22 protein-coding genes are annotated in these 21181 nt (G+C 61.1%); all 22 read right to left on the bottom strand.

The window, feature by feature from the left end:
• Positions 1-54 precede the first annotated feature (54 nt).
• The 22 genes from hypE to RHM59_RS08285 all read right to left on the bottom strand — a co-directional run bounded on the left by hypE (position 55) and on the right by RHM59_RS08285 (position 21178).
• Entirely contained in the window at positions 55-1122 is a 1068-nt protein-coding gene (gene hypE, locus RHM59_RS08390; RefSeq protein WP_322165161.1) for a hydrogenase expression/formation protein HypE, read from the bottom strand.
• The gene (gene hypD / locus RHM59_RS08385; protein WP_322165160.1) at positions 1119-2258 is read right to left on the bottom strand and encodes a hydrogenase formation protein HypD; all 1140 of its coding nucleotides are present in this window, start codon (positions 2256-2258) and stop codon (positions 1119-1121) included. Before hypD ends, hypE begins: the two co-directional genes overlap by 4 nt.
• On the bottom strand, positions 2255-2488 hold the full coding sequence (locus RHM59_RS08380; RefSeq protein WP_322165159.1) for a HypC/HybG/HupF family hydrogenase formation chaperone: 234 nt from the start codon (positions 2486-2488) through the stop codon (positions 2255-2257). The genes hypD and RHM59_RS08380 overlap by 4 nt, the downstream gene beginning before the upstream one ends.
• Positions 2479-3639: a carbamoyltransferase HypF gene (locus RHM59_RS08375; protein WP_322286398.1), complete on the bottom strand. Its 1161-nt coding sequence runs from the start codon at positions 3637-3639 to the stop codon at positions 2479-2481. Before RHM59_RS08375 ends, RHM59_RS08380 begins: the two co-directional genes overlap by 10 nt.
• Before the next feature lies 1 nt (position 3640).
• Positions 3641-4627, bottom strand: a complete 987-nt coding sequence (gene hypB / locus RHM59_RS08370; RefSeq protein ID WP_322286397.1) for a hydrogenase nickel incorporation protein HypB — start codon at positions 4625-4627, stop codon at positions 3641-3643.
• Positions 4628-4662: 35 nt separating this feature from the next.
• Complete coding sequence (locus RHM59_RS08365; RefSeq protein WP_322165155.1) at positions 4663-5010, bottom strand: hydrogenase maturation nickel metallochaperone HypA; 348 nt, start codon at positions 5008-5010, stop codon at positions 4663-4665.
• On the bottom strand, positions 5003-6097 hold the full coding sequence (locus RHM59_RS08360) for a nickel-dependent hydrogenase large subunit (protein ID WP_322165154.1): 1095 nt from the start codon (positions 6095-6097) through the stop codon (positions 5003-5005). The genes RHM59_RS08365 and RHM59_RS08360 overlap by 8 nt, the downstream gene beginning before the upstream one ends.
• Positions 6094-6603 (bottom strand): [NiFe]-hydrogenase assembly chaperone HybE, encoded by a 510-nt coding sequence (gene hybE / locus RHM59_RS08355; protein ID WP_322165153.1) that lies wholly within the window; start codon positions 6601-6603, stop codon positions 6094-6096. Before hybE ends, RHM59_RS08360 begins: the two co-directional genes overlap by 4 nt.
• Positions 6590-6820 (bottom strand): rubredoxin, encoded by a 231-nt coding sequence (locus tag RHM59_RS08350; protein ID WP_322165152.1) that lies wholly within the window; start codon positions 6818-6820, stop codon positions 6590-6592. Before RHM59_RS08350 ends, hybE begins: the two co-directional genes overlap by 14 nt.
• Before the next feature lies 1 nt (position 6821).
• Positions 6822-7664 carry a hydrogenase expression/formation protein gene (locus RHM59_RS08345; protein ID WP_322165151.1) on the bottom strand — a complete coding sequence of 281 codons (843 nt, stop codon included), beginning with the start codon at positions 7662-7664 and terminating at the stop codon, positions 6822-6824.
• 14 nt (positions 7665-7678) lie between these two features.
• Positions 7679-8158, bottom strand: coding sequence for a hydrogenase (locus tag RHM59_RS08340; protein ID WP_322165150.1), 480 nt, complete (start codon positions 8156-8158; stop codon positions 7679-7681).
• Entirely contained in the window at positions 8155-8496 is a 342-nt protein-coding gene (locus RHM59_RS08335; protein WP_322286396.1) for a HypC/HybG/HupF family hydrogenase formation chaperone, read from the bottom strand. Before RHM59_RS08335 ends, RHM59_RS08340 begins: the two co-directional genes overlap by 4 nt.
• 19 nt (positions 8497-8515) lie before the next feature.
• Positions 8516-9151, bottom strand: coding sequence for a HyaD/HybD family hydrogenase maturation endopeptidase (locus RHM59_RS08330; RefSeq protein WP_322165148.1), 636 nt, complete (start codon positions 9149-9151; stop codon positions 8516-8518).
• A 20-nt stretch (positions 9152-9171) separates the two neighbouring features.
• The gene (cybH, locus tag RHM59_RS08325; RefSeq protein ID WP_322165147.1) at positions 9172-9855 is read right to left on the bottom strand and encodes a Ni/Fe-hydrogenase, b-type cytochrome subunit; all 684 of its coding nucleotides are present in this window, start codon (positions 9853-9855) and stop codon (positions 9172-9174) included.
• Between the two features lie 60 nt (positions 9856-9915).
• The gene (locus RHM59_RS08320) at positions 9916-11772 is read right to left on the bottom strand and encodes a nickel-dependent hydrogenase large subunit (RefSeq protein WP_322286395.1); all 1857 of its coding nucleotides are present in this window, start codon (positions 11770-11772) and stop codon (positions 9916-9918) included.
• Positions 11769-12878, bottom strand: a complete 1110-nt coding sequence (locus tag RHM59_RS08315; protein ID WP_322165145.1) for a hydrogenase small subunit — start codon at positions 12876-12878, stop codon at positions 11769-11771. Before RHM59_RS08315 ends, RHM59_RS08320 begins: the two co-directional genes overlap by 4 nt.
• A gap of 429 nt (positions 12879-13307) precedes the next feature.
• Positions 13308-14378, bottom strand: a complete 1071-nt coding sequence (locus tag RHM59_RS08310; protein WP_322286394.1) for a HoxN/HupN/NixA family nickel/cobalt transporter — start codon at positions 14376-14378, stop codon at positions 13308-13310.
• 451 nt (positions 14379-14829) lie between these two features.
• Positions 14830-16149: a sensor histidine kinase gene (locus RHM59_RS08305; RefSeq protein WP_322286393.1), complete on the bottom strand. Its 1320-nt coding sequence runs from the start codon at positions 16147-16149 to the stop codon at positions 14830-14832.
• 14 nt (positions 16150-16163) lie between these two features.
• The gene (locus RHM59_RS08300; RefSeq protein ID WP_322286392.1) at positions 16164-17621 is read right to left on the bottom strand and encodes a nickel-dependent hydrogenase large subunit; all 1458 of its coding nucleotides are present in this window, start codon (positions 17619-17621) and stop codon (positions 16164-16166) included.
• 9 nt (positions 17622-17630) lie between these two features.
• Complete coding sequence (locus RHM59_RS08295) at positions 17631-18638, bottom strand: HupU protein (protein ID WP_322165141.1); 1008 nt, start codon at positions 18636-18638, stop codon at positions 17631-17633.
• A complete protein-coding gene (locus RHM59_RS08290) occupies positions 18638-20101 on the bottom strand; it encodes a sigma-54 dependent transcriptional regulator (RefSeq protein ID WP_322165140.1) in 1464 nt (487 codons plus the stop codon). The genes RHM59_RS08295 and RHM59_RS08290 overlap by 1 nt, the downstream gene beginning before the upstream one ends.
• 648 nt (positions 20102-20749) lie before the next feature.
• Complete coding sequence (locus tag RHM59_RS08285) at positions 20750-21178, bottom strand: DoxX family membrane protein (protein WP_322165139.1); 429 nt, start codon at positions 21176-21178, stop codon at positions 20750-20752.
• Between the last annotated feature and the right edge of the window lie 3 nt (positions 21179-21181).

Genomic DNA, 21181 nt, shown 5'->3' with positions numbered 1-21181 from the left:
AAGCGACGCGACCACCGGGTGGTCGCGTCATTTTCTTTCTTGGTAACCCGGGAATCAGCAAATTCTAGGCAACTGTTCCCCGGTCAACCAATCCACGATCCGCCGCCCGCCAAAGCGGGTCTGCATCTGCACGAACCCATGTGAGTCATCCAGAACAGTGCCGATGCGCACTGCGTTTTGGCCCAACGGATGGTTGCGCATGGCACGCAGCAATGGTTCGGCGTCGACGTCAGAGCAAATGGCGACCAACTTGCCCTCGTTAGCAATGTACAGCGGGTCGAGCCCGAGCAGTTCACACGCGGCTTCAACCTGCGGCAGCACCGGGATCATCGCTTCGTCGAGCAACATCCCCACCCCAGATTGACCGGCAATTTCGTTCAAGGTTGTGGCCAGTCCGCCCCGTGTCGGGTCGCGGAGCACGCGCAGTTCGGGAGCCGTTGCGAGCATATGGGCCACCAGTTCGTGCAACGCGATGCTGTCGGAAAGAATCTCGGTGTCGAATTCCAGCGCCTCGCGCTTGGACATGATCGCCACGCCGTGCTCACCGATGCTGCCGGAGAGCAAAATCGCGTCGCCAGGGCGAGCGCGATGGCCGCCGGTATTAACCCCCGCAGCGACTACGCCAATCCCGGTGGTGCTGATGAAGACGCCGTCGCCTTTGCCGCGCTCAACCACTTTGGTATCGCCGGTGACAATCGGTACACCGGCATCCCGGGAGGCGCGGGCCATGGACTCGACGATGCGCTTGAGGTCGGCCAAAGGATAGCCTTCCTCGATGATAAAGCTGGCGGACAGGTAGAGCGGGCGCGCGCCGGTCATGGCCACGTCGTTGACCGTGCCATGCACCGACAGGCTGCCGATGTCGCCGCCGGGAAAGAACAGCGGCGAGACCACGTGGGCGTCGGTGGCCATGACCATGCGTTCGCCGGGGGCGAGTGCTGGGCTGAAGACGGCGCCGTCGTTGCCCTCACGCAGCCAAGCATTGTCGAAGGCGGCGACGAACAGTTCTTCGATCAATTGCGCCGAAGCGCGGCCGCCCGCGCCGTGGCTCATGTCGATGCGTCCGTCGCGCAGGTTCAGGGGGCGGACATAGCCGCGCTTGACCGGGGAACGAGCGTTCATAAAGCGACCACCTCAATATCCTTGTAGCGCCCGTAGGCGTAATGCGCAGCGCACGCGCCTTCGTTGGACACCATGCACGAACCCATGGGGTTCTCCGGTGTACACACGGTGCCAAACAGGCGGCAATCGGTGGGCTTTTTCTGGCCCCGCAGAATTGCGCCGCACTCACAGGCTTTGTGGTCCGGCACCGCCTTATATTCCAGGCCAAAGCGCACTTCGGCGTCGTAGCGGGCGAAGGCCGGGCGAATACGCAGGGCGCTGAGCGGGACTTCGCCGAGACCGCGCCATTCGAAACTGGGACGTAGCTCGAACACTTCATCCATCAACGCCTGGGCACCGGTATTGCCATGGCGCCCGACTGCGCGGATGAACTCGTTCTCAACCTCGGCCCGGCCTTCGTTGACCTGGCGCACCAGCATCAAGATGGCTTGCATCACGTCCAGCGGCTCAAAACCGGCGATCACCACCGGCTTGCGGTACTGAAGGGCGAAGCCTTCATAAGGCGCCGAGCCAATGACGATGCTGACGTGCGCCGGGCCGATGAAACCGTCCAGCTCCACCGCCGACGCGGCGTCATGTTGCGGTGCGGCGAGGATGTGGGAGATCGCCGCCGGGGTCAGGACATGGCAGCAGAGCACGCTGAAGTTATCCAGATTACGTGCCGCCGCTTCGCGAATAATCAGCGCGGTGGGCGGGGTCGTGGTCTCAAAGCCAATGGCAAAGAACACCACTTGCCGTGATGGATTCGCTTCGGCAATTTTCAGCGCATCCAGCGGCGAATAGATCATGCGGATGTCAGCGCCGTGAGCCTTTGCCCGCAACAACGACAGACCTTCAGAGGCGGGCACGCGCAGGGTGTCGCCGTAGCTACAGAGGATCGCCCCGTCTTCCAGCGCCAGCTTGATCGCCAGGTCGATGCGACCAATCGGCAGCACGCAGACCGGGCAACCCGGACCGTGGATCATGCGCACGTTGTCGGGCAGCAATTCGCTCACGCCATAGCGGGAAATCGCGTGGGTGTGGCCGCCGCAGAATTCCATGAACCGGTAGGCGCGGTCGGGGTGCGCTTCTTCGCGGATGCGGGCTGCGATGCGTTGCGCCAACTCGCCGTCGCGGTATTCGTCGATGTACTTCATGAGGCTTCCGATTGCGCGCGGTTCAATTCGTCGAACATTTCCAGCGTGCGCTGGGCTTCTTCTGGATCAATCAAACCCAAGGCATAGCCGACATGGATAATCACGTAGTCGCCGACCTGTGCTTCAGGCACCAGCGCCAAGGAGATTTCTTTGCGGATACCGCCGAGATCGACCAGCGCTGTGTCGACACCACGCAGTTCGATGACGCGGGCGGGAATGGCTAAGCACATGGGAGTTCCTCCAGCGGCGGGGCCGCTTGGCTTTCAAATTCGGGCCAGTGGGCGGCGATCCAGCCTTGGCCGAGGGCCAGACCGGCATCGCCGCAGGACACGCTGTGCGCGCTAAACACCTGCACGCCCTCGGCGCCAAGCAGGTGAGTAAGGCGCGCACTGAGCAGGCGGTTGGCGAAGCAGCCGCCACCGAGCACCACCGGCAAATTTCCAGGTTTTTGCAGCACCCAGTCTGCCAAAGCGGCGGCCAGCGCCAGATGGAACACGGCGGCTCCTTCGGCACTGCGGCCATGATCGGCCAAATCGAACAGTCGGGAGAGTAACCGGCGCAGATCCAGCACGCCGTCAGACTGAATCCGCCATAGACCGTCGACGACCGGGTCGGCGTTCAGCGCCAAGTATTCGGTGGCCACACGCTCCAGCGCGATGGCCGCTTCGGCTTCCGCTTGCTGGCGCACACTGAGGCCAAGAATGCCCGCAGCCGCGTCGAACCAGCGCCCCGCGCCGCTGCTCGGCGGGCAATTGAGCTCACGGCGGAGCATGCCGGCGACGGTGCCAGCGCTTTGCTCACCCACCAGCGGACCCAGGCGCGGGGTGATTTCCGCGTCGCGGCCCAATAGGTGCAGCGAGGCGGCGGTCAAGCGCCACGGTTCACGGGCGGCGATGTCGCCACCCGGCAACGGCAGCGGCAGCAGATGACCAAGCCGACGCCAAGCGTGAGGCCCGACCCACAGTAACTCGCCGCCCCAAGCGGCGCCGTCACTGCCCAAGCCAACACCGTCCAGTGCCAGACCCATCACCGGCCCGTCGAGCCCATGTTCGGCCATCAACGCGGCAACGTGGGCGTGGTGATGCTGAACCGCCAGCGCCGGTACATCCAGCCGCTCGGCCAGGCTCACGGCCAGTTGTGAACTGTAGAAATCCGGGTGCAGGTCATGGGCTACCGCGCATGGGGTCGTCTCGGCCAGTGTCAGCAGACGTTCCAACGACGCTTCAAGGTCCAGGCAACTTTGCGGATCGCTCAGATCACCATGGACCGGCGACCACAGCACCTGATCGTGCTGGAGTAAACACGCGGCGTTTTTCAGCCAGGCACCGCAGGCCAATACCGGTGGCCAGACGTTCATGTTCGCAAGTTTTTGGCTGCGCACGTCAGACGCCCTCGGCCGGCGCCTTTAGCGCGGCCAGTTCGGCTTCCAGCGCGGCAATGCGCGCCGCTCGGCGATCCATTTTTGGCGCGCCGGCCAGCAACCAGTCGATCCAGGCATCCAGGCCGGTGCCGTCACGGGCGCTGAGCTGAATGATCTGCAACTGCGGATTGACCTGATGGGCGTAGTCCAGGCAGCGCTGCACATCGAAGTCCAGGTGCGGCAACAGGTCGATCTTGTTGAGAATCATCAATTGCGCGGCGGCGAACATGTCCGGGTACTTGAGCGGTTTGTCCTCGCCTTCGGTGACCGACAAAATCGCGACTTTGCCGGCTTCGCCAAGGTCCCACAGTGCCGGGCACACCAAATTGCCGACGTTCTCGATGAACAAAATGCCCGCAGGCTCGCCCGGGGTTTTTGGCTGATGGTTATGCGCGTGATGATTCGTAAGCAGCGGGGCTTTGGCGTGATGATGCCCATGCCCTGCGGCGTGCAGTTCATCGTGCAGCGGCAGTCGCGCATAGGCTTCGGTGATCATCCGCGCATCCAGGTGGCAACCCTTGCCGGTGTTGATCTGGATCGCCGCCACCCCGGTTTCGCGGATGCGCTCGGCGTCGTGACGGGTCTGTTGGTCGCCTTCGATCACGGCCAAGGGCAGCCCGGACTGGCGTGCGCGCAGGGCCAACAGCGTGGCGCACAACAGCGTGGTTTTCCCCGAGCCGGGGCTGGACACCAGGTTGAGCGCCAACACGCCATGGGCGGTGAAGTTCTGCCGATTGCGGGCGGCGTGGCGGTCGTTCTCGCCGAGCACATCTTGTTCGATGCGGATCGTGCGTGCCTGGCTCAAGCCGGGCACTGAAACCCGCGCTTCGCCCGCGCCGTAATGCAGATCGCCAGTGGCGTCTACCTGCACGTCGCTATCGGGGGCTGCTTCGTTGCTGGGGTCTTGCTCGTGTGAATGGCCGGTACCGCAGCCGCAGACGACGCACATGGCGTTTCTCCAGATTTCTAATCAGAAATCAAATGTCAGTGATCCTCGACCTGTAGGTCGAGGATGCGTAATTCGGTGCCGCCGGTAGGCTGCAACCAGAAGCCGCCGCAGGTCGGGCAAGGTGCGCCGCGTTCGACCAAGGGCACGCTGGCGGCGCAGTCCAGGCACCAGGCCTGACCGTGGGGTTCTTCGATGTCGATCTGCGCGCCTGCCAGCAACGTGCCGGGTGCCAACGCTTCCAGGGCGAAACGCAACGCATGCACTTCGACCCCGGCCAATTTTCCGGCCTCCAGACGTAAACGGCTGACGCGCACGAACGGATCGGCCGCCGCTGCTGCTTCCACAGCACTAAGAATGCCGCCCGCCAGACTCAATTCATGCATGGCTGGGTTCCTGGGTGGTTGTCCGGTCTGTTTTCAGCCCGGTTTCCATCGTAAACGCGATGCAGGGATCGAAGGCCGCCATCAATAACTCGGCCTGGCGCTGGCTGCGTGGATCGTCACTGGGTAACGATGACAGCGCCTGGGACAGAGCGCCCTGCGGGTGCATGTTCCATTCGGTGGGCGCAACGATTTGATAGTCGCTGATCTTTACGCCGTCGCCGTGACACTCCAGACATACCCGATGCAGCAACAGACCGCGAGCGGTTTCGCTCCAGGCCAAGGCTTCGCCCGTATCCAAGGCCAGTGCGCCAAGCGCCGGGGCGCGGGCATCGGGCAGCGACAGTCGGGCCAGTTCGGCGACCCGCGCGCCCAGTCTTAGCCAGGCGGTGCTGTAGCGTTCGGGATGGGGCTCACCCAATCGTGTCCAGCTGCCAGTTTCACGGGGTTGGTTGTTGAATTCGGGGCGCAGGGCAAAATCGGCGCAACGACTCAGGCTCTCGGCCACGGCGTGCAGCGCTGGGGTGTCGTTGATCAGTTGCAGCGCCTGCACCGGTAAATTCATGGTTTGTGCGTCTTCGCGGCAGTGGGCGAGGGCGCGGCTTAGCCAGTGGTCCTTGCGCGAGGTCCATTCCAGCAACGTGCGTTGGGGATCTTCTTCCCAGTGTTCTAGCCATGCGCGTACCGGGCCGCCGAGCCACAGACTCATGGTGGCTTCGGGCGCTTGATCCCAGGCCCGCAGTTCAACCGGCGAGCAGCGTTCAGCGCTGGGGTCAAGCAGCGGCGACCAGTTCAGCACGATACGCCGTAGGTGCTCACGGCGAGTCTCGGCCAACAACGCCTGGCTTGCGCCCCAACTGGCTTGGGCTTCACCCTGCAATGCCGCGTTAACGGCCAGTTGCGCAGTCAACCCATGGGCCTGACCGCACAGGCTGTAAAGCAACGGCAGACGTTGAGCCGCGGCCTCAGGAGGTTGGCCGCGCAGTAAACGGGCGGCCAGCAGTGGGCGCCCACCGATGATCGACGGCTGCTGGCCCGGTCGGATTCTGAGTGAACCGCCGAGTCCCGACAGGTTGTTCGCTGCTGTCATTGCAGATCACCGGACAGGCGGCCGAACAGCAGCGACCGACGACTGAGCGCTGGATGCGGCTGCGGCTTCTCTTCTTCTACGGGGCCGCGCAACAGCAGTAGCACCTGTTCGGCCGTGGCACGGGCGGCCGCTTGATCCGCGAACTCAAAAACCGGCGAAAACAACGAGCAGCTTTCGTAGGTGCCGAAGTCTTCATCGACTGCACCAATGAACGTCAGGTGTTGGCCACCGAACAGATGTTCACGGGAGGCGCCTTGGGCCAAGGGTGCACTCAAGGCTGGGGCCAACCACATCAGGTTCATGAACCAGGGCGTGATCAGAATCCCGAGCACCCCGCAGGACGCGTCTTCACTGGCAATCTGCGTGGAAAAACCGACGGCCTCGACCTCCAATACCGGATTGAGAAAGGGCAGGCCGCGCATGCGAGTGTCGGCGATATCCCGGAAATGTGCGGCCAATTCCTCACCGCGCAACTGCGCTGTGTCGGGCAATTCAGTCTGCGTCATTGAGCACCATGAACTGCTCGGCGGCGCCGTCGCAGTTCGGGCAGCACCAATGGTCCGGCAAGGCGGAAAACGGCGTGCCGGGCTCAATTTGCCACACCGGATCACCGTCCTTCGGGTCGTACACCCACCAGCAGATCTTGCACTCCAGGCGAGTGTCATCGCTGATGCGAGTGGAATCGCCTCGGTAGCTGCCTTCAAAGCTGGGTCTGTCCGTCATGTCACTGCCCTTCAAACCATTGGATAACATCTTCGAAACGTTCCAGCGAATCGCTGAGGTCTTCCGGCGCTGCGCAGATCACTTCTGGCAGGTCGGTGATCTCGATGGTGTCGAGAATGAGCGCATCCTGGGAATTGAAGTACGTGACGCGCCAGCAGTTGTGGATCAGGGTGCTGCTGATCCGGCAATTGCCGTAACCACGCGCCAATGCCCGCACTGGGCCGACCGGCAAACACACGTCGAGGAAACCAATGTCTTGCTCGGACAACGGCAGCAGCGTCAGGTTGATCACATGGGCCGGGCTGCCGGGTTGCCAGTGCTGAGTCTGGTCTTCGATCTCGGTGAGAATCGCCGGAGCGTTCATCACGCCCATCGGCAGCGCAGACCGGATATCAAAGGCTGCTGGCTGGGCTGCGTTACGGGCAACGCTGCGCAGTTGGGCGGGGGCGGCACCGACCTCGACATAATCTTGGCCTTCACCATAGAGGCGCCAGACCCCAGCGAAGATCGACTCCTGAATCCGCAACGGCGGTTCCACGACCAGCATGATGCTGACTTCGCCTTCACCGAGCAGTTGATCCAGCAGCGTGCGATCACCGACTTCAAGCCCGCTCAAATCGAGGCTTTCTGTTGCTTCACCGCGGTTGCAGGCATACAGCCGGTGCAGAAGGTCTTGCAACGCCTGACGTGCGCCGGGCAATTCGTCCAATTCTTCCGGCTCGGGCAGTATCGGCGCGCTGTGGGTGTACATGCCTTGGGGCATGCTGATGTATTCGAGGACTTCCTCTTCCACTTGGGAGCCGGGACCGAGATCGACCAGCGGAATATACATTTGCGGGGCCATAGGCGTTCCTCCGTTCACTGGCAACCACCGGTAGCGCCAGGCGTTTCGGCGAACAGGGGGATGCGGGCATTGCTCTGGGCCAAGGCTTTATCAGCCAGGCTCAGGTATTCGTCCCAGTCGTGCATGCCGTCGATGGTAGTGACGTAACCGCCGTCGCGCAGCCAGACCAAGGTCGGCCAGCGGCGCAGGGCAAAACGTGCCGCGATGGCTTCTTCTTCCGCGCGATGAACGACACCCAGCCGCAAGGTGCAGCCGTGGCGGCGGGACACTTCCTGGCGCAGTTCGGGCAAGACCACCGCCACGTCCAGGGATTCAGGGTGGCGCACCGGGTCGCCACACAGCAGCAACAGACAGTTGCCGCCCAGGGCGAGCCAGGCGTCGAGGTTCTCGCAGCCAATCCAGCTGGCGTCGAATTGCTCCACCAGCCGCGTGATCAGCGCAGGGATGGCCGGCGTGACAGGGATGGGCGCCATGAAAGCGGCGGATTCACTCATGTGGATTCCTTGAGGTTGGGCCGCACGGGCGCAGCAGCGATGGGTGATTGGCCCAACAGGGTGGCGAGCTGTTCAGCGTTCATCGCTGAAGGCAGGCTGAAGCCGGGCGCGGTGTCCGGCTCCGGCGCGTTGCCGAACATGGCCGATTCAAGCATGACCAGGGTCGAGTCGATTTCTGCCGCCCGCTGTGGGTCGAGGCGTTCGCGGGCGGCGTCGAGAAAGATCAGCAACCAGTCATCGACCTCGCAGGTGCCGACCAGCGAGGTGTCGATGAGCCGGTCCCGGCCGTGGCGGTCGCGGCACACGGAAGAGCCAAGGTTGGCACTTACCACTTGCATGGGCAGTCCGATGCACATATCAAACGCGCCTGGCGAGAATGCGTTCGTCACCGATCCGGCAAGCGTTCTGCGCAGAAGGGCGTTCGCCTTCGTAGCGGTCCAACTCCAAGTGCGGCAAGGTCACTGCCTCTTCATCGGTGAGCGGCGAAGCGCGTTGACGCGGCTCGGCACCCCAGGTTTCCAGGACCCGCACCGCTTCGGTCAACGCGCCTTCCATGGCCGCCCTGACGACCGGCCGCAGGCTGCCGCCGTAATCCATCATGTGCTCCGGCTGGCAACCGATCAGCAGCACCCGTTGTGGGAAATGACCGGTCAGTTGAGCCAGCATCAGCACCTCCTGAAAACCGGTCTGGTGCAGGCTCAACTTCTTGATGCCGAGAAATTTAGGCACTTCATCGTCGGTGACGAACTTCAACTCACCGGGGGTCAGGTTGTAATCGACCGCATCGAAAATCAGCAGGTAATCGGCTTCCTGCACATGCTGGATCAAGTACAAACCCTGGGTGCCGCCATCGATCAGCGCGACGTTGTCCGCGAATTCATAGCGTTGCTGTAACGCTTCGACACAGCGCACGCCGAAGCCTTCATCGGCCCACAGCAGATTGCCAATGCCCAACACGGTGATGCGTGGACGGGGCGATGCTGAGGTTTTCATGAGTGACTCTGCTGGTGTGTTCATTTTTTGAAGGTCTTGTAGCCGGAGATCATCCCGCCGATCAGGCTGAGGCGACCGTTGATTTCTTCGCGGACGGCGGCGTACACGTGCAGCCCTATGAAGATCAGGATCACCCACATACCGAAGTGGTGCAGGGTGTGGACTTGCTGGGATTGCCCCAGCAGCGGCAGCACCCAGCCGAACATCCGTTCTTGCCACGAGCCCATTTGCGACCCTTCGCCATACAACGCGAAACCGGTCAGGACCATGAATATCGAGGTCAGCAGGAACACGAAAAACATGGCGAAACGCGACAGCGGGTTGTGCCCGAAGGTCGGCTCCGGGATCGGCCCGGCGAACAGGTAATAACGCAGCCAGATGTAGAAATCAGCCCAGTAAGCTTTGCTCAGCACCGGAACCGAGAACAGCTCGCGGGCGTGATGATTGCCCACCAAGGCCCAGTAGGTACGGCCCAGCAGGCCAATGGCAAACACATAGCCGGCGCTGAAGTGCGCGAAGCGGATGTAGCCCATGACGAAATGGGCGCTGGCTTCACCCGGTTGGGTGGCCAGTGGGGAGCCGATTAAATACCCGGTCACCGCCAGCACTAAAATGCAGGCGGCATTGATCCAATGCCACACGCGCACCGGTGCCTCGTAAACGTACTCCGGCAGGCCCATGGGGGTTTCAGTCTGAAGGGTCATATCTTCACCTTTGGAAGGGCAGGTGCCGTATCGCACCTGCCGGATGCCTGGGTTAATTACTCAGCTCACCTTGACGGTGCTCAGCTCGGCGCCGTCCTCGCTCATCACGTGGGTGGCGCAGGCCATGCACGGGTCGAAGGAGTGCAGGGTGCGCAGGATTTCCACCGGCTGATCGGGGATGGCCACGGGGGTGTTCATCAGTGCGGCTTCAAACGCGCCGATCTGTCCCTTGGCATCACGCGGGCTGCCGTTCCAGGTGCTTGGCACCACGCACTGGTAATTCTCGATGCGCCCGTCCTTGATGCGAATCCAGTGACCCAATGCGCCACGCGGTGCGGCGACGATGCCGACACCTTTGGCTTCTTTCGGCCAGGTCGCCGGGTCCCATTTCTCCACGTTGGCGGTGGAGCGGTCGCCGTTGCGGATGTTGGTCATTAACTCGTTCCAGTCGTCGACCATCAGCTCGGCGCAGTATTCGGCTTCCAGCGCGCGGGTCAGGGTGCGGCCGATGGTGCTCGGCAGCAAAATCTTGGCGCTGTAGTCGGTCTCAACCATGCCGAGGGTTTTCGGCAGGTCGTGGTTGACCGCTTGCATCGCGCCGTCGAGCTGTTCTTTGATGCGCTGGGCGTGGGGGTTGCCTTGGACAGCATGGGCATAGCCAAGGATGTAGCGAGCCAGTGGCCCGACTTCCATGGCATGACCGCGCCAGCGAGGGGATTTGACCCACGAGTATTTCGCGCTTTCGTCGACTTCCTCAATGGCGGTGCGAGTGCCTTTGGTTTTGGCGCCCAACTCGTAGTTGGCTTCAGTGATGCCATCCCACGGGTGCAGGCCCTTGTCGTTATCCGGGTAGTTGTACCAAGAGTGGGTGACGAATTCCTGCACCTGTTCAGGGTCGCGCGGGTCAACCGGATGAATTTCGTTCCAGTTGCCGTTGAGAATCGCGCCGCCCGGCAGTTGGTTGGTGCTCTCGTCGTAATTGACCTTCGGGTAGTTGCCGTAGTCCATCACGTTGGTCGCTGCCAGCCCGCCGCCGTGCAGCCAGCCTTTCTGTTTGTAGATGGTGCCGATGGCCAACACGTCCGGTACGTAAACGTTTTTGCAGAAGGTCAGGGCTTCATCGATGCGGGCGCGAACGAAGTTCAGCCGCTCCATGTTCAGCGGCGCCCCGGCGGCCAAATCGCCGTCGATGTTAATGGCGCACGGCACGCCGCCCACCAGGTAGTTAGGGTGTGGGTTCTTGCCACCAAAGATGGTGTGAATCTTGACCCACTCTTTTTGCAGGTCGAGGGCTTCCAGGTAATGCGTGACCGCCATCAGGTTGGCTTCTGGCGGCAGCTGGTAGGCCGGGTTACCCCAGTAACCGTTCATGAACGGGCCGAGCTGGCCGCTCTCGAAAAACTTCTTCAGGCGGTTCTGCACGTCACGGAAATAGCCCGGTGACGACAGCGGGTGAGCCGGCGAAACCTGTTGCTGCAATTCCGATGTGCGCTTGGGGTCAGCCTTGAGTGCCGACACCACATCAACCCAGTCCAACGCGTGCAGGTGATAGAAGTGCACCGCGTGGTCGTGGATTTGAAGGGTCTTGGCCATCATTTCGCGGATCAAGTGAGCGTTCGGCGGGATACGAATACCCAGTGCATCTTCCACCGCACGGACCGAGGCCAGCGCGTGGCAACCGGTGCACACGCCGCAAATACGTTCGACGAACGCCCAGGCGTCGCGTGGGTCGCGGCCCTTGAGAATTACTTCGAGGCCGCGCCACATGGTGCCGGTGGAGACCGCGTTGCGAATGATGTTATTGGCGTCGAGATTGACCTCGACGCGCATGTGGCCTTCGATACGGGTCACTGGGTCAACGACGATGCGTCGGCCAGTGCTGTTCAGGTCGAAACCCTGAGTCGAATAGTTGCTCATCGTTGGTCGTCCTGTCTTGTCGCTGGAGCGTCATGCGGCGCAATCGGCGCCTTGCTGTTGCTGGCGCGCTTGAGCGCTGTCACGGCGGCGTGCGCCGTTGCTGCGGCACCGATGGTGACTCCGGCAGCGAGGCCGATTTGATCGGCATTGGCTTCCACGCCAAAGGCATTGATGTCCGTCAGGTGCTGATAGAACGAGCCCTTGTCCCAGAAACCTTCCTCGGAACAACCGATGCAGCCGTGGCCGGATTGAATCGGGAAGCTGGTGCCGCCGTTCCAACGCACCGTCGAGCAGGCGTTGTAGGTGGTCGGGCCCTTGCAGCCGACTTTGTAAAGGCAGTAACCCTTACGCGCGGCGTCATCGTCCCACGCTTCAACAAACTGGCCGGCGTCGAAGTTTGGACGGCGGTAGCATTTGTCGTGGATGCGCTGGCTGTAGAACATTTTTGGCCGACCCTGACGATCCAGCTCAGGTAAGCGGTCGAAGGTCAGCATGTACGTGATGACCCCGGTCATCACTTCGGCAATCGGTGGACAGCCCGGCACTTTGATAATCGGTTTATCGAAAATCACTTTGTGGATCGGCACCGCTTGGGTCGGGTTCGGCTTGGCCGCCTGTACACAACCCCAGCTGGCGCAGGAGCCCCAGGAGATGATGGCCTTGGCATCTTTGGAGACGCGCTTCAATTGCTCAATGAACGGCTTGCCGCCAATGATGCAGCTCATGCCGTCCTGGTTCAGCGGCGGGTTACCTTCAACGGCAAGAATGTAATTGCCTTTGTATTTGGTCATGACCTCATCAAGGATCGCTTCGGCCTGATGCCCGGCAGCGGCCATTAAAGTGTCGTCGTAATCCAGCGAGATCATCGACAGCACCACGTCCTTGGCCAGCGGGTGTGCGGAGCGAATGAACGACTCAGAACAGCAGGTGCACTCCAATCCATGGAGCCAAAGCACCGGTGTACGCGGCTTGTTTTCCATCGCCCATGCGATTTTTGGCATGAACGCAGGGCCAAGCCCCAATGACGTCGCGGTCAGCGAACAGAACTTGAGAAAGCTCCGACGTGAGATGCCCTGTCTGCGCATCACTTCATAAAATGTTTCCATCACCTAATTTCTCCTCCCCAGGAATCGTCTTCTACTGAGGCTGCACGCTGTTTTTAAGTTAAAAGCCATGCGGGCCCTGTCGGACAGACGAGGAAACGTCTGCCAGCAGGCGCGAGCGTTGATTCGGGGTGTGGGTGTTGCGTGAGCGAGGGTGCAGCCGTACGCAAAGGATCAAGGTGGCTGCAATTGACATGGGCGGTTCAACTACTGGAAGTAATACCTGGTAACTACAAGACCTGTGCCATTTCGTCGCGGGTTAGACTATTGGCTATGAAAATCGCTTATCTAGCTGTTTTCAAAGGGTTTTATTTTTTTGGCCAGCCAGCGCAGGTTGGCGCTGGATTGCCGTGGGCGGACACTTTGTTTCCAGTGGTCTGCTGTACTGGTAACGAGGTGACCGTTATGGGGAGGGGCGTACGCGCGATGACGCTAGGCGGCCGGATAATTGAGGTCTAGCCGGTCGTAGCCTTTGAAGCGATAGAACAGCAGGGAAAGGATCCAGGTCACGGCGAAAAGTCCGACAATCAGGTAGCCAAGCAAGCCGAAATTGTCGTTCAGCGACGCGATCACATCCCACACGCCACCTTCCAGATTCAAGTTCGACGCCAGCAGGTTCGCGGCTTCCAGGCCGCCCACCAACAGCGCCACCAACACCGACACCGAGGTGATGGTCAGGTTGTAGTAAAGCTTGCGCGCCGGTTTCACCAGCGCCCAGTGATAGGCACCGGTCATCATCACGCTGTCAGCGGTGTCGACCAGCGCCATGCCCGCAGTGAACAGGGCCGGGAAGACCAGGATCGACCAGATCGGTAAGTTCTGCGACGCCTGTGCGGCGGAAATACCCAGCAAGCCGATTTCCGTGGCGGTGTCGAAGCCCAGGCCAAACAGAAAGCCCAGTGGGTAAAGGTGCCAACTGCGGCTGATCAGGCCGAACAGCGGTCGCACCAGCCGGGCAATCAGACCCCCACCAGCCAGCAGCGTATTCATTTCCAGTTCGCCGACCCGCTCGCCGCGCCGAACTCGGCGAAACGCCAGGTAAACCGAACGCAGAATCACCAGATTGATCACCGCCACCAGCAGCAGAAACAGCGCGGACACCGAGGTGCCAATCAGCCCACCGATACCGTGCAGCGCTTCGATATTGGCCTTGAAGGTCGAGGCGGTTAGGGCGATGACCAAGGTCGCGAGAATCACGATGGTGCTGTGGCCGAGGGAAAAGAACAGACCCACGGTGGCAGTGGGCTGGCCTTCTTGAATCAACTTGCGGGTGACGTTATCAATGGCGGCGATATGGTCCGCGTCCACGGCGTGACGCAACCCGAAACTGTAAGCGAGAAACGCCGTGCCCAGCAGCAGCGGAAAGTCGCGAAAAGCGATGAAGGCCCAGATCCAGACCAAAAGGTTCACGGCGAACAGCCCGACGAAAATCGCCGCAACGCTGCGCTTGAAGGTCAACGGCGTAGCGTTTTTCACGGCTCCGGCGGTGGTGGATAAAGGCATGGAGACTCCGCGAGGAAGGGTGACAGTCAGAAAATCAGAAGAAAGCATCATACAAACCCTGTGCCAGTACCGTACGGCGGCGTAGTTACGGAGGGAGCGTTATAGGCACTGGAAACTGGTTTTGCACTGATTATGGCCAAGTGAATACTTACTTTGCAGCAGATTCGCTCCGCGCTGGGGGTTGGACGCATGCAGCCGTAATTCTGTGGGAGCAGGCTCGCCTGCGAAGAGGCCGGAAATCGCGCCGCTGATATTGAACCGAAACCTACGGCGCCTGAATTGACGCTTTCGTTGGCAAGCCAACTTGTATGTTTAGACTTGAAGGGGTGGGAGCAGGCTTGCCTGCGAAGAGGCTGGCAATCGCGCCGCTGATATTGACCCGAAACCTACGGCGCCTGAATTGACGCTTTCATTGGCAAGCCAACACAGGAATTGGGCAGCTTCTACGAATTTAATTATGACCAGGCAGAATCAGCGTGAACTCCGCTCCACCATCCGGGTGGTTGCTGGCTATCAACCGGCCTGCGCAGCGTTCGACGATGCTGTAACTGATCGACAGCCCCAAACCGGTGCCTTTGCCAACCGGCTTGGTGCTAAAAAACGGATCAAACACTTGCGTCAGATGTTCGACCGCAATGCCGCCGCCGTTATCACGCAGTCTTAATGTGACCCAATGGGGATCCTGTTCGACACTTATCCACAGCTCCGACGTTTCTCGTTCAGCCGCCTGGGCGGCGTCGTAGGCGTTTTGTATCAGGTTCATCAGCACTTGAAGCAATTGCCCGCTGTTGCCATGTACGACCGGCTCGCCGCTGGGTTGCCAGTGAATGCGCAGGTCCGGTGCACTGCCACGGGTGATCCAGTGAATGGCCCGTTCGACCACCTCATTGAGCGCCACCTCGCCCAACGATTCGCGGTCCACCGCTGAGAACCTTTTCAGCGCGCTGACAATATCAGCCGTCCGTTGCGCGCCTTCGATGGTGCCTTCGATCAATGACGGCAAATCGGCCAGCAATGGGTCAATTCGCAATTGTCGGCGCAGGGTTTCACGGACTTCCTGGGGTTCGTTAGTGTTGACCGCCTCCAGATAACGTTCCAAACGCTCTCGGTATCCGCCCAGCACGTGGGCATTAGCCAGCACGAAGCTGATCGGGTTGTTCAGTTCATGGGCGACCCCGGCGACCAAGCGCCCCAGCGAGGCCATTTTCTCCGCGTGGAGCAATTGTTGTTGAGTACGCTTGAGCGCCTCGTGGGCTTCATGCAATTGCCGATAGGCGTGCTTCAACTCACCCAGCGGACGCCCGACCAGTACATGCCCAACACAGCGGCCAGTGCCCACACTGCGCACGGTGCAACTGATGTCCACCGGCAGCGGCGCGCCGAAGGCATCTTTGAAATTCAGTTCCAGGGTGGCGCTGGTATTAGGCAGGCGCAGACCATTGAGGGTCTTGCGCAATTGTTCTTCACTGTGGATGTCAGCCAGCAAGGCGTAAACCGGGCTCCCGAGCAGCGCGCTTTCGTCACGCCCCACCAGTTTGCGCAGGGCATTGTTGGACTCTTCGATGCGCCCCTCCGGGTCGCAGGCCAATAGCACGTCAGACATGGACGACAGCAGCCCGGCGATGAACTGCTGGGACTGTTCCAGCTCGGCGTTCTTTTCTTCCAGGGCGATTTCGTCCTGCACTAGCTGCGAATAGACCTCGTCCATCTTGCCGATCACTTCGAGCCAAGCGTCCTCGTCGAGGGTGCCGGGCGGGGCTTTGCGTGCCATGGCGTTCTCCCGGTTCAATGCACTGTACACACCATGCACGGGTCGAATGAACGAACGATATGTTGCACTGCAACCGGGGTTTTTTCGCCAGGCAACACCGCCGCACCTTCCAGTGCTTGCTCAAGGGCACCGGGTCGGCCCTGGGCGTCACGCGGGGAAAAATTCCAAGTGGTCGGGGCAATGATCTGATAACTGGCAATGCGCCCTTGCTCGACCTGAAGCCAATGGCCCAAAGCACCGCGCGCCGCTTCAGTGAGGCCCACGGCGCTGCCATTGTCCGGCAGTTCAGCGGTGCGGTAGTAGGGTTCACCGGGTCGCAGGGCCTGCAACCATTGCTCCATCAGCGGCACCACGTGGGCCAGTTCCATCAGCCGCGCCAACACCCGGGTGTAAACCGTGGCCCCGCAACGGGCGGCGGCATCGCGCAACAAGGGCTGTCCGGTGATCAACTGCCGGGCGAGGGCGCCGGTTTCGAGCACTGCCCCCGCCAGTCGGGGCGCTTTGTTCCAGGTATAAGCGGCAGGCTTTTCTACCAGCGGCTGAGTCTGGCCTTGGGCTGGATGCAGCGGGCCGCCGGCGTCATCCAGCCAGGCATGGGCGGCGTCCTCGCGAATATCCGACAGCTCCAGATCTTCTATCTGCTGCGTAACCCCATTCCATACACCCTGCGCAAATACCATCTGCCCATCAGGTTGCGGATAGGCGCCATAGGATAGATACAGCCCCGGCCCCGGCCCGGAATGTTCCAGACCACTGTCCAGCGCGATGTCGAGGAACTGGCGCAGGTCGCCCTGGCCCGGCGCTTCAGCCAGCCAGGCCCACAGTTCGTTTTCGCTGCCCAGCCCGATGATGCGCTCCAGAGGGGTGGCGAACAGCTCAGTTTCCAAGAACTGACGGAACTCGCGAACCCGCATCAGCAGGCGCATGCGCTCGGCAGCATCAATGGCGCGGGTCGAGCCGCCAGGCTGGATCGAGCCTGTGTGCGGCCATTTACCGCCCAGGGTGCCGATCAAATCCAGTAAGCGTTTGCGCGCGGACAGTGCCAGCCGTTGCTGGCTGCCGTGGCCCGGCGTGAAGCGCGCCTGAGCGGCGGCGTACCAGCGGCGTTCGGCATACACCGGGCGAACGAAGTCCGGCATGAAAAATAAGTAGAAATGGCTGAGATGGTCGGCCAGATTTTCCGTCGCGGCCATCAGGTTGATCGTCGCCAAGCCGTTATCCGGCGGTTGAACACCGGCCAATGAAGCCAGCGCGCGGGCGGCGGCAATCGACTGCGAGACCGAGCAAATCCCGCAGATGCGCGGCGCGTACACCAGCGCATCGAGGGGCGAGTGCTGCAACAGAATCTGCTCAAAGCCCCGAAACATCGTCGCGTTGACCTGCGCCGAACGCACGCGGCCCTCCTCGACCTCAAGTTGCACTTCGAGGTCACCTTCGACGCGATTGAACGGACCCACCACCAGACGAGACATAAAACATTCCTAGTGCCGTGGAAGACGCACGATGGGGGCGATGAGTTGATGGTCGGCCGTGGCGTTCAGCTTGACCCGTTTAGGCGTCGCCGATTTGGACAACGCAGACAGGGCGACAAACCAGGCTTTGGGCATATCAGTCGGCAAACCAACGGGAATCCCGGCCACCTTGGGCGTGAGGTTGAACGCATGCCCCGGCTCCTCGAAGCCCGGCGCCGTGCAATTGATGCAGGCATAGCCGCCACGGGTGCAGGAGCCTTCACCGTTCCAAAGGCGCGTGTTGCAATCGGCGTGGGCCTGAGTGCCGACGCAGCCGAGGTTTTCCATCATGCAGCCAATGTCCGACGGCTTCTCGGCACTGGCTTTGTATTCGTAGAATTCGTTGCGGGTGCAACCGTGATGAACCAACTGATCAGCGTAAAGGCGCGGCCGAGCGAGGATGTCCAGGTCAGACTCGACGAATAATCCCGCAGCCAAAGCCATGAGCGTATCGGTGACCCAGCCCGGATGCGTCGGGCACCCGGCAACGTTGATCACCGGCAAACCCCGACGTGAGCGGTAATCTGCGCCCAATAAGCCGCCGATTCGGTGCCCGTCGTATTGCAAGCCGCAGGCATCGGTGGGGTTGTTGCCGGCAGCGGTGATTCCGCCATATGCCGCGCACGTGCCGATGCCCAGTGTGTATTCGGCGATACCGGCCAAATCCCGGACCCAGTCGATCATCGCCCGACCGCTGCCAGCCAGCATGTGGAAACGCCCGGTGCCGTTCGGCCCGCGCAGCAAGGAGCCTTCGATGCATAACGCATCCAGGCGGGTGCGGCCCTGTAAGCAGTCGTTGAGGATGTCGAGCATTTCGTCGCCACTTTCCAGCGACAGCGAGGGATGCCAAAGCAGCTCGATTCCGGCGTTGCGCCACATGCCGGCGAAGTCTTGGGTGTCGGCGCACAGCAATGACATCGTGCAGCCGCCGCAGCCGCCCGATTGCAGCCAAAGCACGTTGAACGCTTTACCTTCCATCAAGATTCCTCCAGCCCGAAGCGACGCAGCTTCTGGCGCAACCCTACGCGGGACAGACCCAATTCACGCGCCGCGTGGGTCTTGTTCCAACGATGACGCAACAACGACTCTTTTAGCAGTGTTGCCTCAATGGCGTCGAGTTGCTCTTGCAAGGTGCCGGTCGGACTTGAAGTGGGAAGGCTGGCGGCCAGGGCAAGCCGGGCCTGACCTTGCAGCACTCGCCAGGAGAACGCACGGGCATTAATTTGTGCGCCGTCAGACAGGGCGGCGGCGCGGTAGATCTCGTTGCGCAATTCGCGAATATTGCCGGGCCAGGAGTAGCCGATCAGGCTGGCCATGGCATCGCTGGCGAACGTGAGTCCCGGCAAGTCAAGTTCCAGACGGGCGTCATCGAGCAGTTTGTTGGCAATTGGCAATATATCGGCACTGCGTTCGCGAAGCGGCGGCAGCGCCAGACTGACGCCCGCCAGCCGGTAATAAAGGTCGCTGCGAAAGCGCCCGGTGCGCACGTCTTCTTCCAGGTCGCGGTGGGTCGCGGCGATCACCCGCACATCGACCCGCACCGTGCTCGATGCGCCCACCGGGCGTAGCTCGCCTTCCTGGAGAACCCGCAGCAACTTGACCTGAAACGCCGGCGACGTATCACCGATTTCGTCGAGCAGCAGCGTGCCGCCATTCGCGCGTTGAAACAGGCCTACGTGATCCTGATGAGCGCCGGTAAAGGCGCCGCGCTTGTGCCCGAACAGCTCGGACTCCAGCAGGGTATCGGGCAACGCCGCGCAGTTTTCCATGACAAACGCGTTGGCGGCGCGGGGGCTGGCATAGTGGATGCCGCGAGCAAGCAGCTCTTTACCGGTACCCGACTCACCCAGCAGCAGCACCGACAGGTCATAGCGGGCGACCCGTGCCGCCATTTCACAGATGGCGTCGAGCGGGCCGCCGGCAGAACGCACGATGCGTGAAAAGTCGAAGGCATCCCGAACCCGTGTAAGGGCCTCTTGGCTGCGCCGACGCAATACCGGCGTCCCGGCGCGCAGCTCAAGATCAAGTCGCTGCATGTGGTTTTGCAGTGACTGGCTTTCCACCGCGCTGCGCACCGTGCTCAGCAAATGCTCCGGCAACCAGGGCTTAAGCAGGTACTGATAAATCCCTGCGTGGTTGATGCCGTTGATGATGTCTTCTGAATCGGTGTAGCCGGAAAGGACAATCCGTACCGACTCCGGCCAGCGCTCCCGGACTTCCTTGAGGAACTCAATACCACTCATGCCGGGCATGCGCTGATCACACAGAATCACCGACACCGGATGCTGTTCAAGCAGCGTGCGCGCCTCAAGCGCCGAATCGGCCAGCAGCACCTCAAACTCCTGATTCAACACCCGCGACAACGATTCTCGCGAGCGCCGTTCGTCGTCCACCACAAGAACTGTTGGCAGATCAGATGGCGTGTCAGAGGTCGAAGTCATGGGCAGACAAAGAAGAGAATAGGAAGGTTCACGACGATGCCGAGCTGTTGCGAATGAGGGGCGATAGTAGCATGGCCGTGGTCGACGGGCGGGTGGTTTGCGGGGTCATCCGATTCATCCGTGTTTTAATCTTCAGGATGTAGCAGAAACTCCGAAACGTGCCTGCTGCTGTCAGCCACATAACTCAATGACTTGAAAGTTGCGATGTTCTCGTGAAGCCGCAACGGCTCTGGGATTTCATTGTGGGAGCAGGCTTGCCTGCGAAGAAGCCCGTAGTCACGCCGCTGATATCGACCTCAAACCTTGGGTTACCTGCAATGACGCTTTCGTTGGCAAGCCAACTCCCACAGAGACTTTTGGCAGACACGGAAGAGTAGGCACTGACATCTGATCGCAGCCTTGCGCAGCTACAGAGACCTTTGCAGCGCCAGAATCCGTGGGACCGAATTCATTCGGGAAGAGGCTATGTCACTCTTTAAATCCACTCCCGAATACATTCGGTCCCACCGGGATTGGTTGTTCCTCGGTAGGAGCGAGCGTGTTCGCGAGGCGGTGTACCTGATACAACCAAATGGATTTTTCGCCACCAAGTTGGCTCCCACAGGTGTATGTCTTCGTAGCACTCGGTCCCAAATGTCGACCAACCCCTCAGCCGTCGACCTCATTTCGCCCCCTAAACGGCCAATCCACCACCGCCCCACTAAACAACGCCACCCACACCAGCACCGGCTGAAACGCCAATCTGGGGCCGTGATAACCCCAACCCAGCACCATCCCGCCAATGGGCAAATGGTCAATCGCGTGTTTGATGTTCGCTGGGAACACGCACACTGCGTACAGCGCGAGCATGATTGCGGCAAGTTTTCGAAAGCGGTGGGTCAACAAAGCGACCGCCCCGATCAGTTCACACAAACCCGTGATAATCACCGTGGCGTGCGGGTAGGGCACCCAGTCGGGCACGATGCCGACGAAACCGTCGGTGGCGTACAGGTGAAAGATGCCCGCCGTGAAGTAGAACACCGCGACCACCCACCGCAGGATGCTGCGAGTACGCTCGCGTTTGCTGTGATCGGTCACGGT

This window comes from Pseudomonas sp. MH10 (assembly GCF_034353045.1).
Lineage (GTDB): Bacteria > Pseudomonadota > Gammaproteobacteria > Pseudomonadales > Pseudomonadaceae > Aquipseudomonas.
The sequence above is the reverse complement of the archived record's forward strand: the minus strand, read 5'-3'. Positions and strand labels throughout refer to the sequence as shown.

Excerpts from the sequence above, each read along its gene's own strand:
- RHM59_RS08380 (WP_322165159.1), bottom strand. The coding sequence starts at position 2,488 with ATGTGCTTAGCCATTCCCGCCCGCGTCATCGAACTGCGTGGTGTCGAC.
- RHM59_RS08360 (WP_322165154.1), bottom strand. The coding sequence starts at position 6,097 with ATGACAGCAGCGAACAACCTGTCGGGACTCGGCGGTTCACTCAGAATC.
- cybH (WP_322165147.1), bottom strand. The coding sequence starts at position 9,855 with ATGACCCTTCAGACTGAAACCCCCATGGGCCTGCCGGAGTACGTTTAC.
- RHM59_RS08335 (WP_322286396.1), bottom strand. The coding sequence starts at position 8,496 with ATGCAAGTGGTAAGTGCCAACCTTGGCTCTTCCGTGTGCCGCGACCGC.
- RHM59_RS08290 (WP_322165140.1), bottom strand. The coding sequence starts at position 20,101 with ATGACTTCGACCTCTGACACGCCATCTGATCTGCCAACAGTTCTTGTG.
- RHM59_RS08320 (WP_322286395.1), bottom strand. The coding sequence starts at position 11,772 with ATGAGCAACTATTCGACTCAGGGTTTCGACCTGAACAGCACTGGCCGA.
- RHM59_RS08310 (WP_322286394.1), bottom strand. The coding sequence starts at position 14,378 with ATGCCTTTATCCACCACCGCCGGAGCCGTGAAAAACGCTACGCCGTTG.
- RHM59_RS08340 (WP_322165150.1), bottom strand. The coding sequence starts at position 8,158 with ATGAGTGAATCCGCCGCTTTCATGGCGCCCATCCCTGTCACGCCGGCC.
- RHM59_RS08330 (WP_322165148.1), bottom strand. The coding sequence starts at position 9,151 with ATGAAAACCTCAGCATCGCCCCGTCCACGCATCACCGTGTTGGGCATT.
- RHM59_RS08315 (WP_322165145.1), bottom strand. The coding sequence starts at position 12,878 with ATGGAAACATTTTATGAAGTGATGCGCAGACAGGGCATCTCACGTCGG.
- hypD (WP_322165160.1), bottom strand. The coding sequence starts at position 2,258 with ATGAAGTACATCGACGAATACCGCGACGGCGAGTTGGCGCAACGCATC.
- RHM59_RS08345 (WP_322165151.1), bottom strand. The coding sequence starts at position 7,664 with ATGGCCCCGCAAATGTATATTCCGCTGGTCGATCTCGGTCCCGGCTCC.
- RHM59_RS08365 (WP_322165155.1), bottom strand. The coding sequence starts at position 5,010 with ATGCATGAATTGAGTCTGGCGGGCGGCATTCTTAGTGCTGTGGAAGCA.
- RHM59_RS08300 (WP_322286392.1), bottom strand. The coding sequence starts at position 17,621 with ATGTCTCGTCTGGTGGTGGGTCCGTTCAATCGCGTCGAAGGTGACCTC.
- RHM59_RS08295 (WP_322165141.1), bottom strand. The coding sequence starts at position 18,638 with ATGGAAGGTAAAGCGTTCAACGTGCTTTGGCTGCAATCGGGCGGCTGC.
- hypB (WP_322286397.1), bottom strand. The coding sequence starts at position 4,627 with ATGTGCGTCGTCTGCGGCTGCGGTACCGGCCATTCACACGAGCAAGAC.
- hypE (WP_322165161.1), bottom strand. The coding sequence starts at position 1,122 with ATGAACGCTCGTTCCCCGGTCAAGCGCGGCTATGTCCGCCCCCTGAAC.
- RHM59_RS08305 (WP_322286393.1), bottom strand. The coding sequence starts at position 16,149 with ATGGCACGCAAAGCCCCGCCCGGCACCCTCGACGAGGACGCTTGGCTC.
- hybE (WP_322165153.1), bottom strand. The coding sequence starts at position 6,603 with ATGACGCAGACTGAATTGCCCGACACAGCGCAGTTGCGCGGTGAGGAA.
- RHM59_RS08350 (WP_322165152.1), bottom strand. The coding sequence starts at position 6,820 with ATGACGGACAGACCCAGCTTTGAAGGCAGCTACCGAGGCGATTCCACT.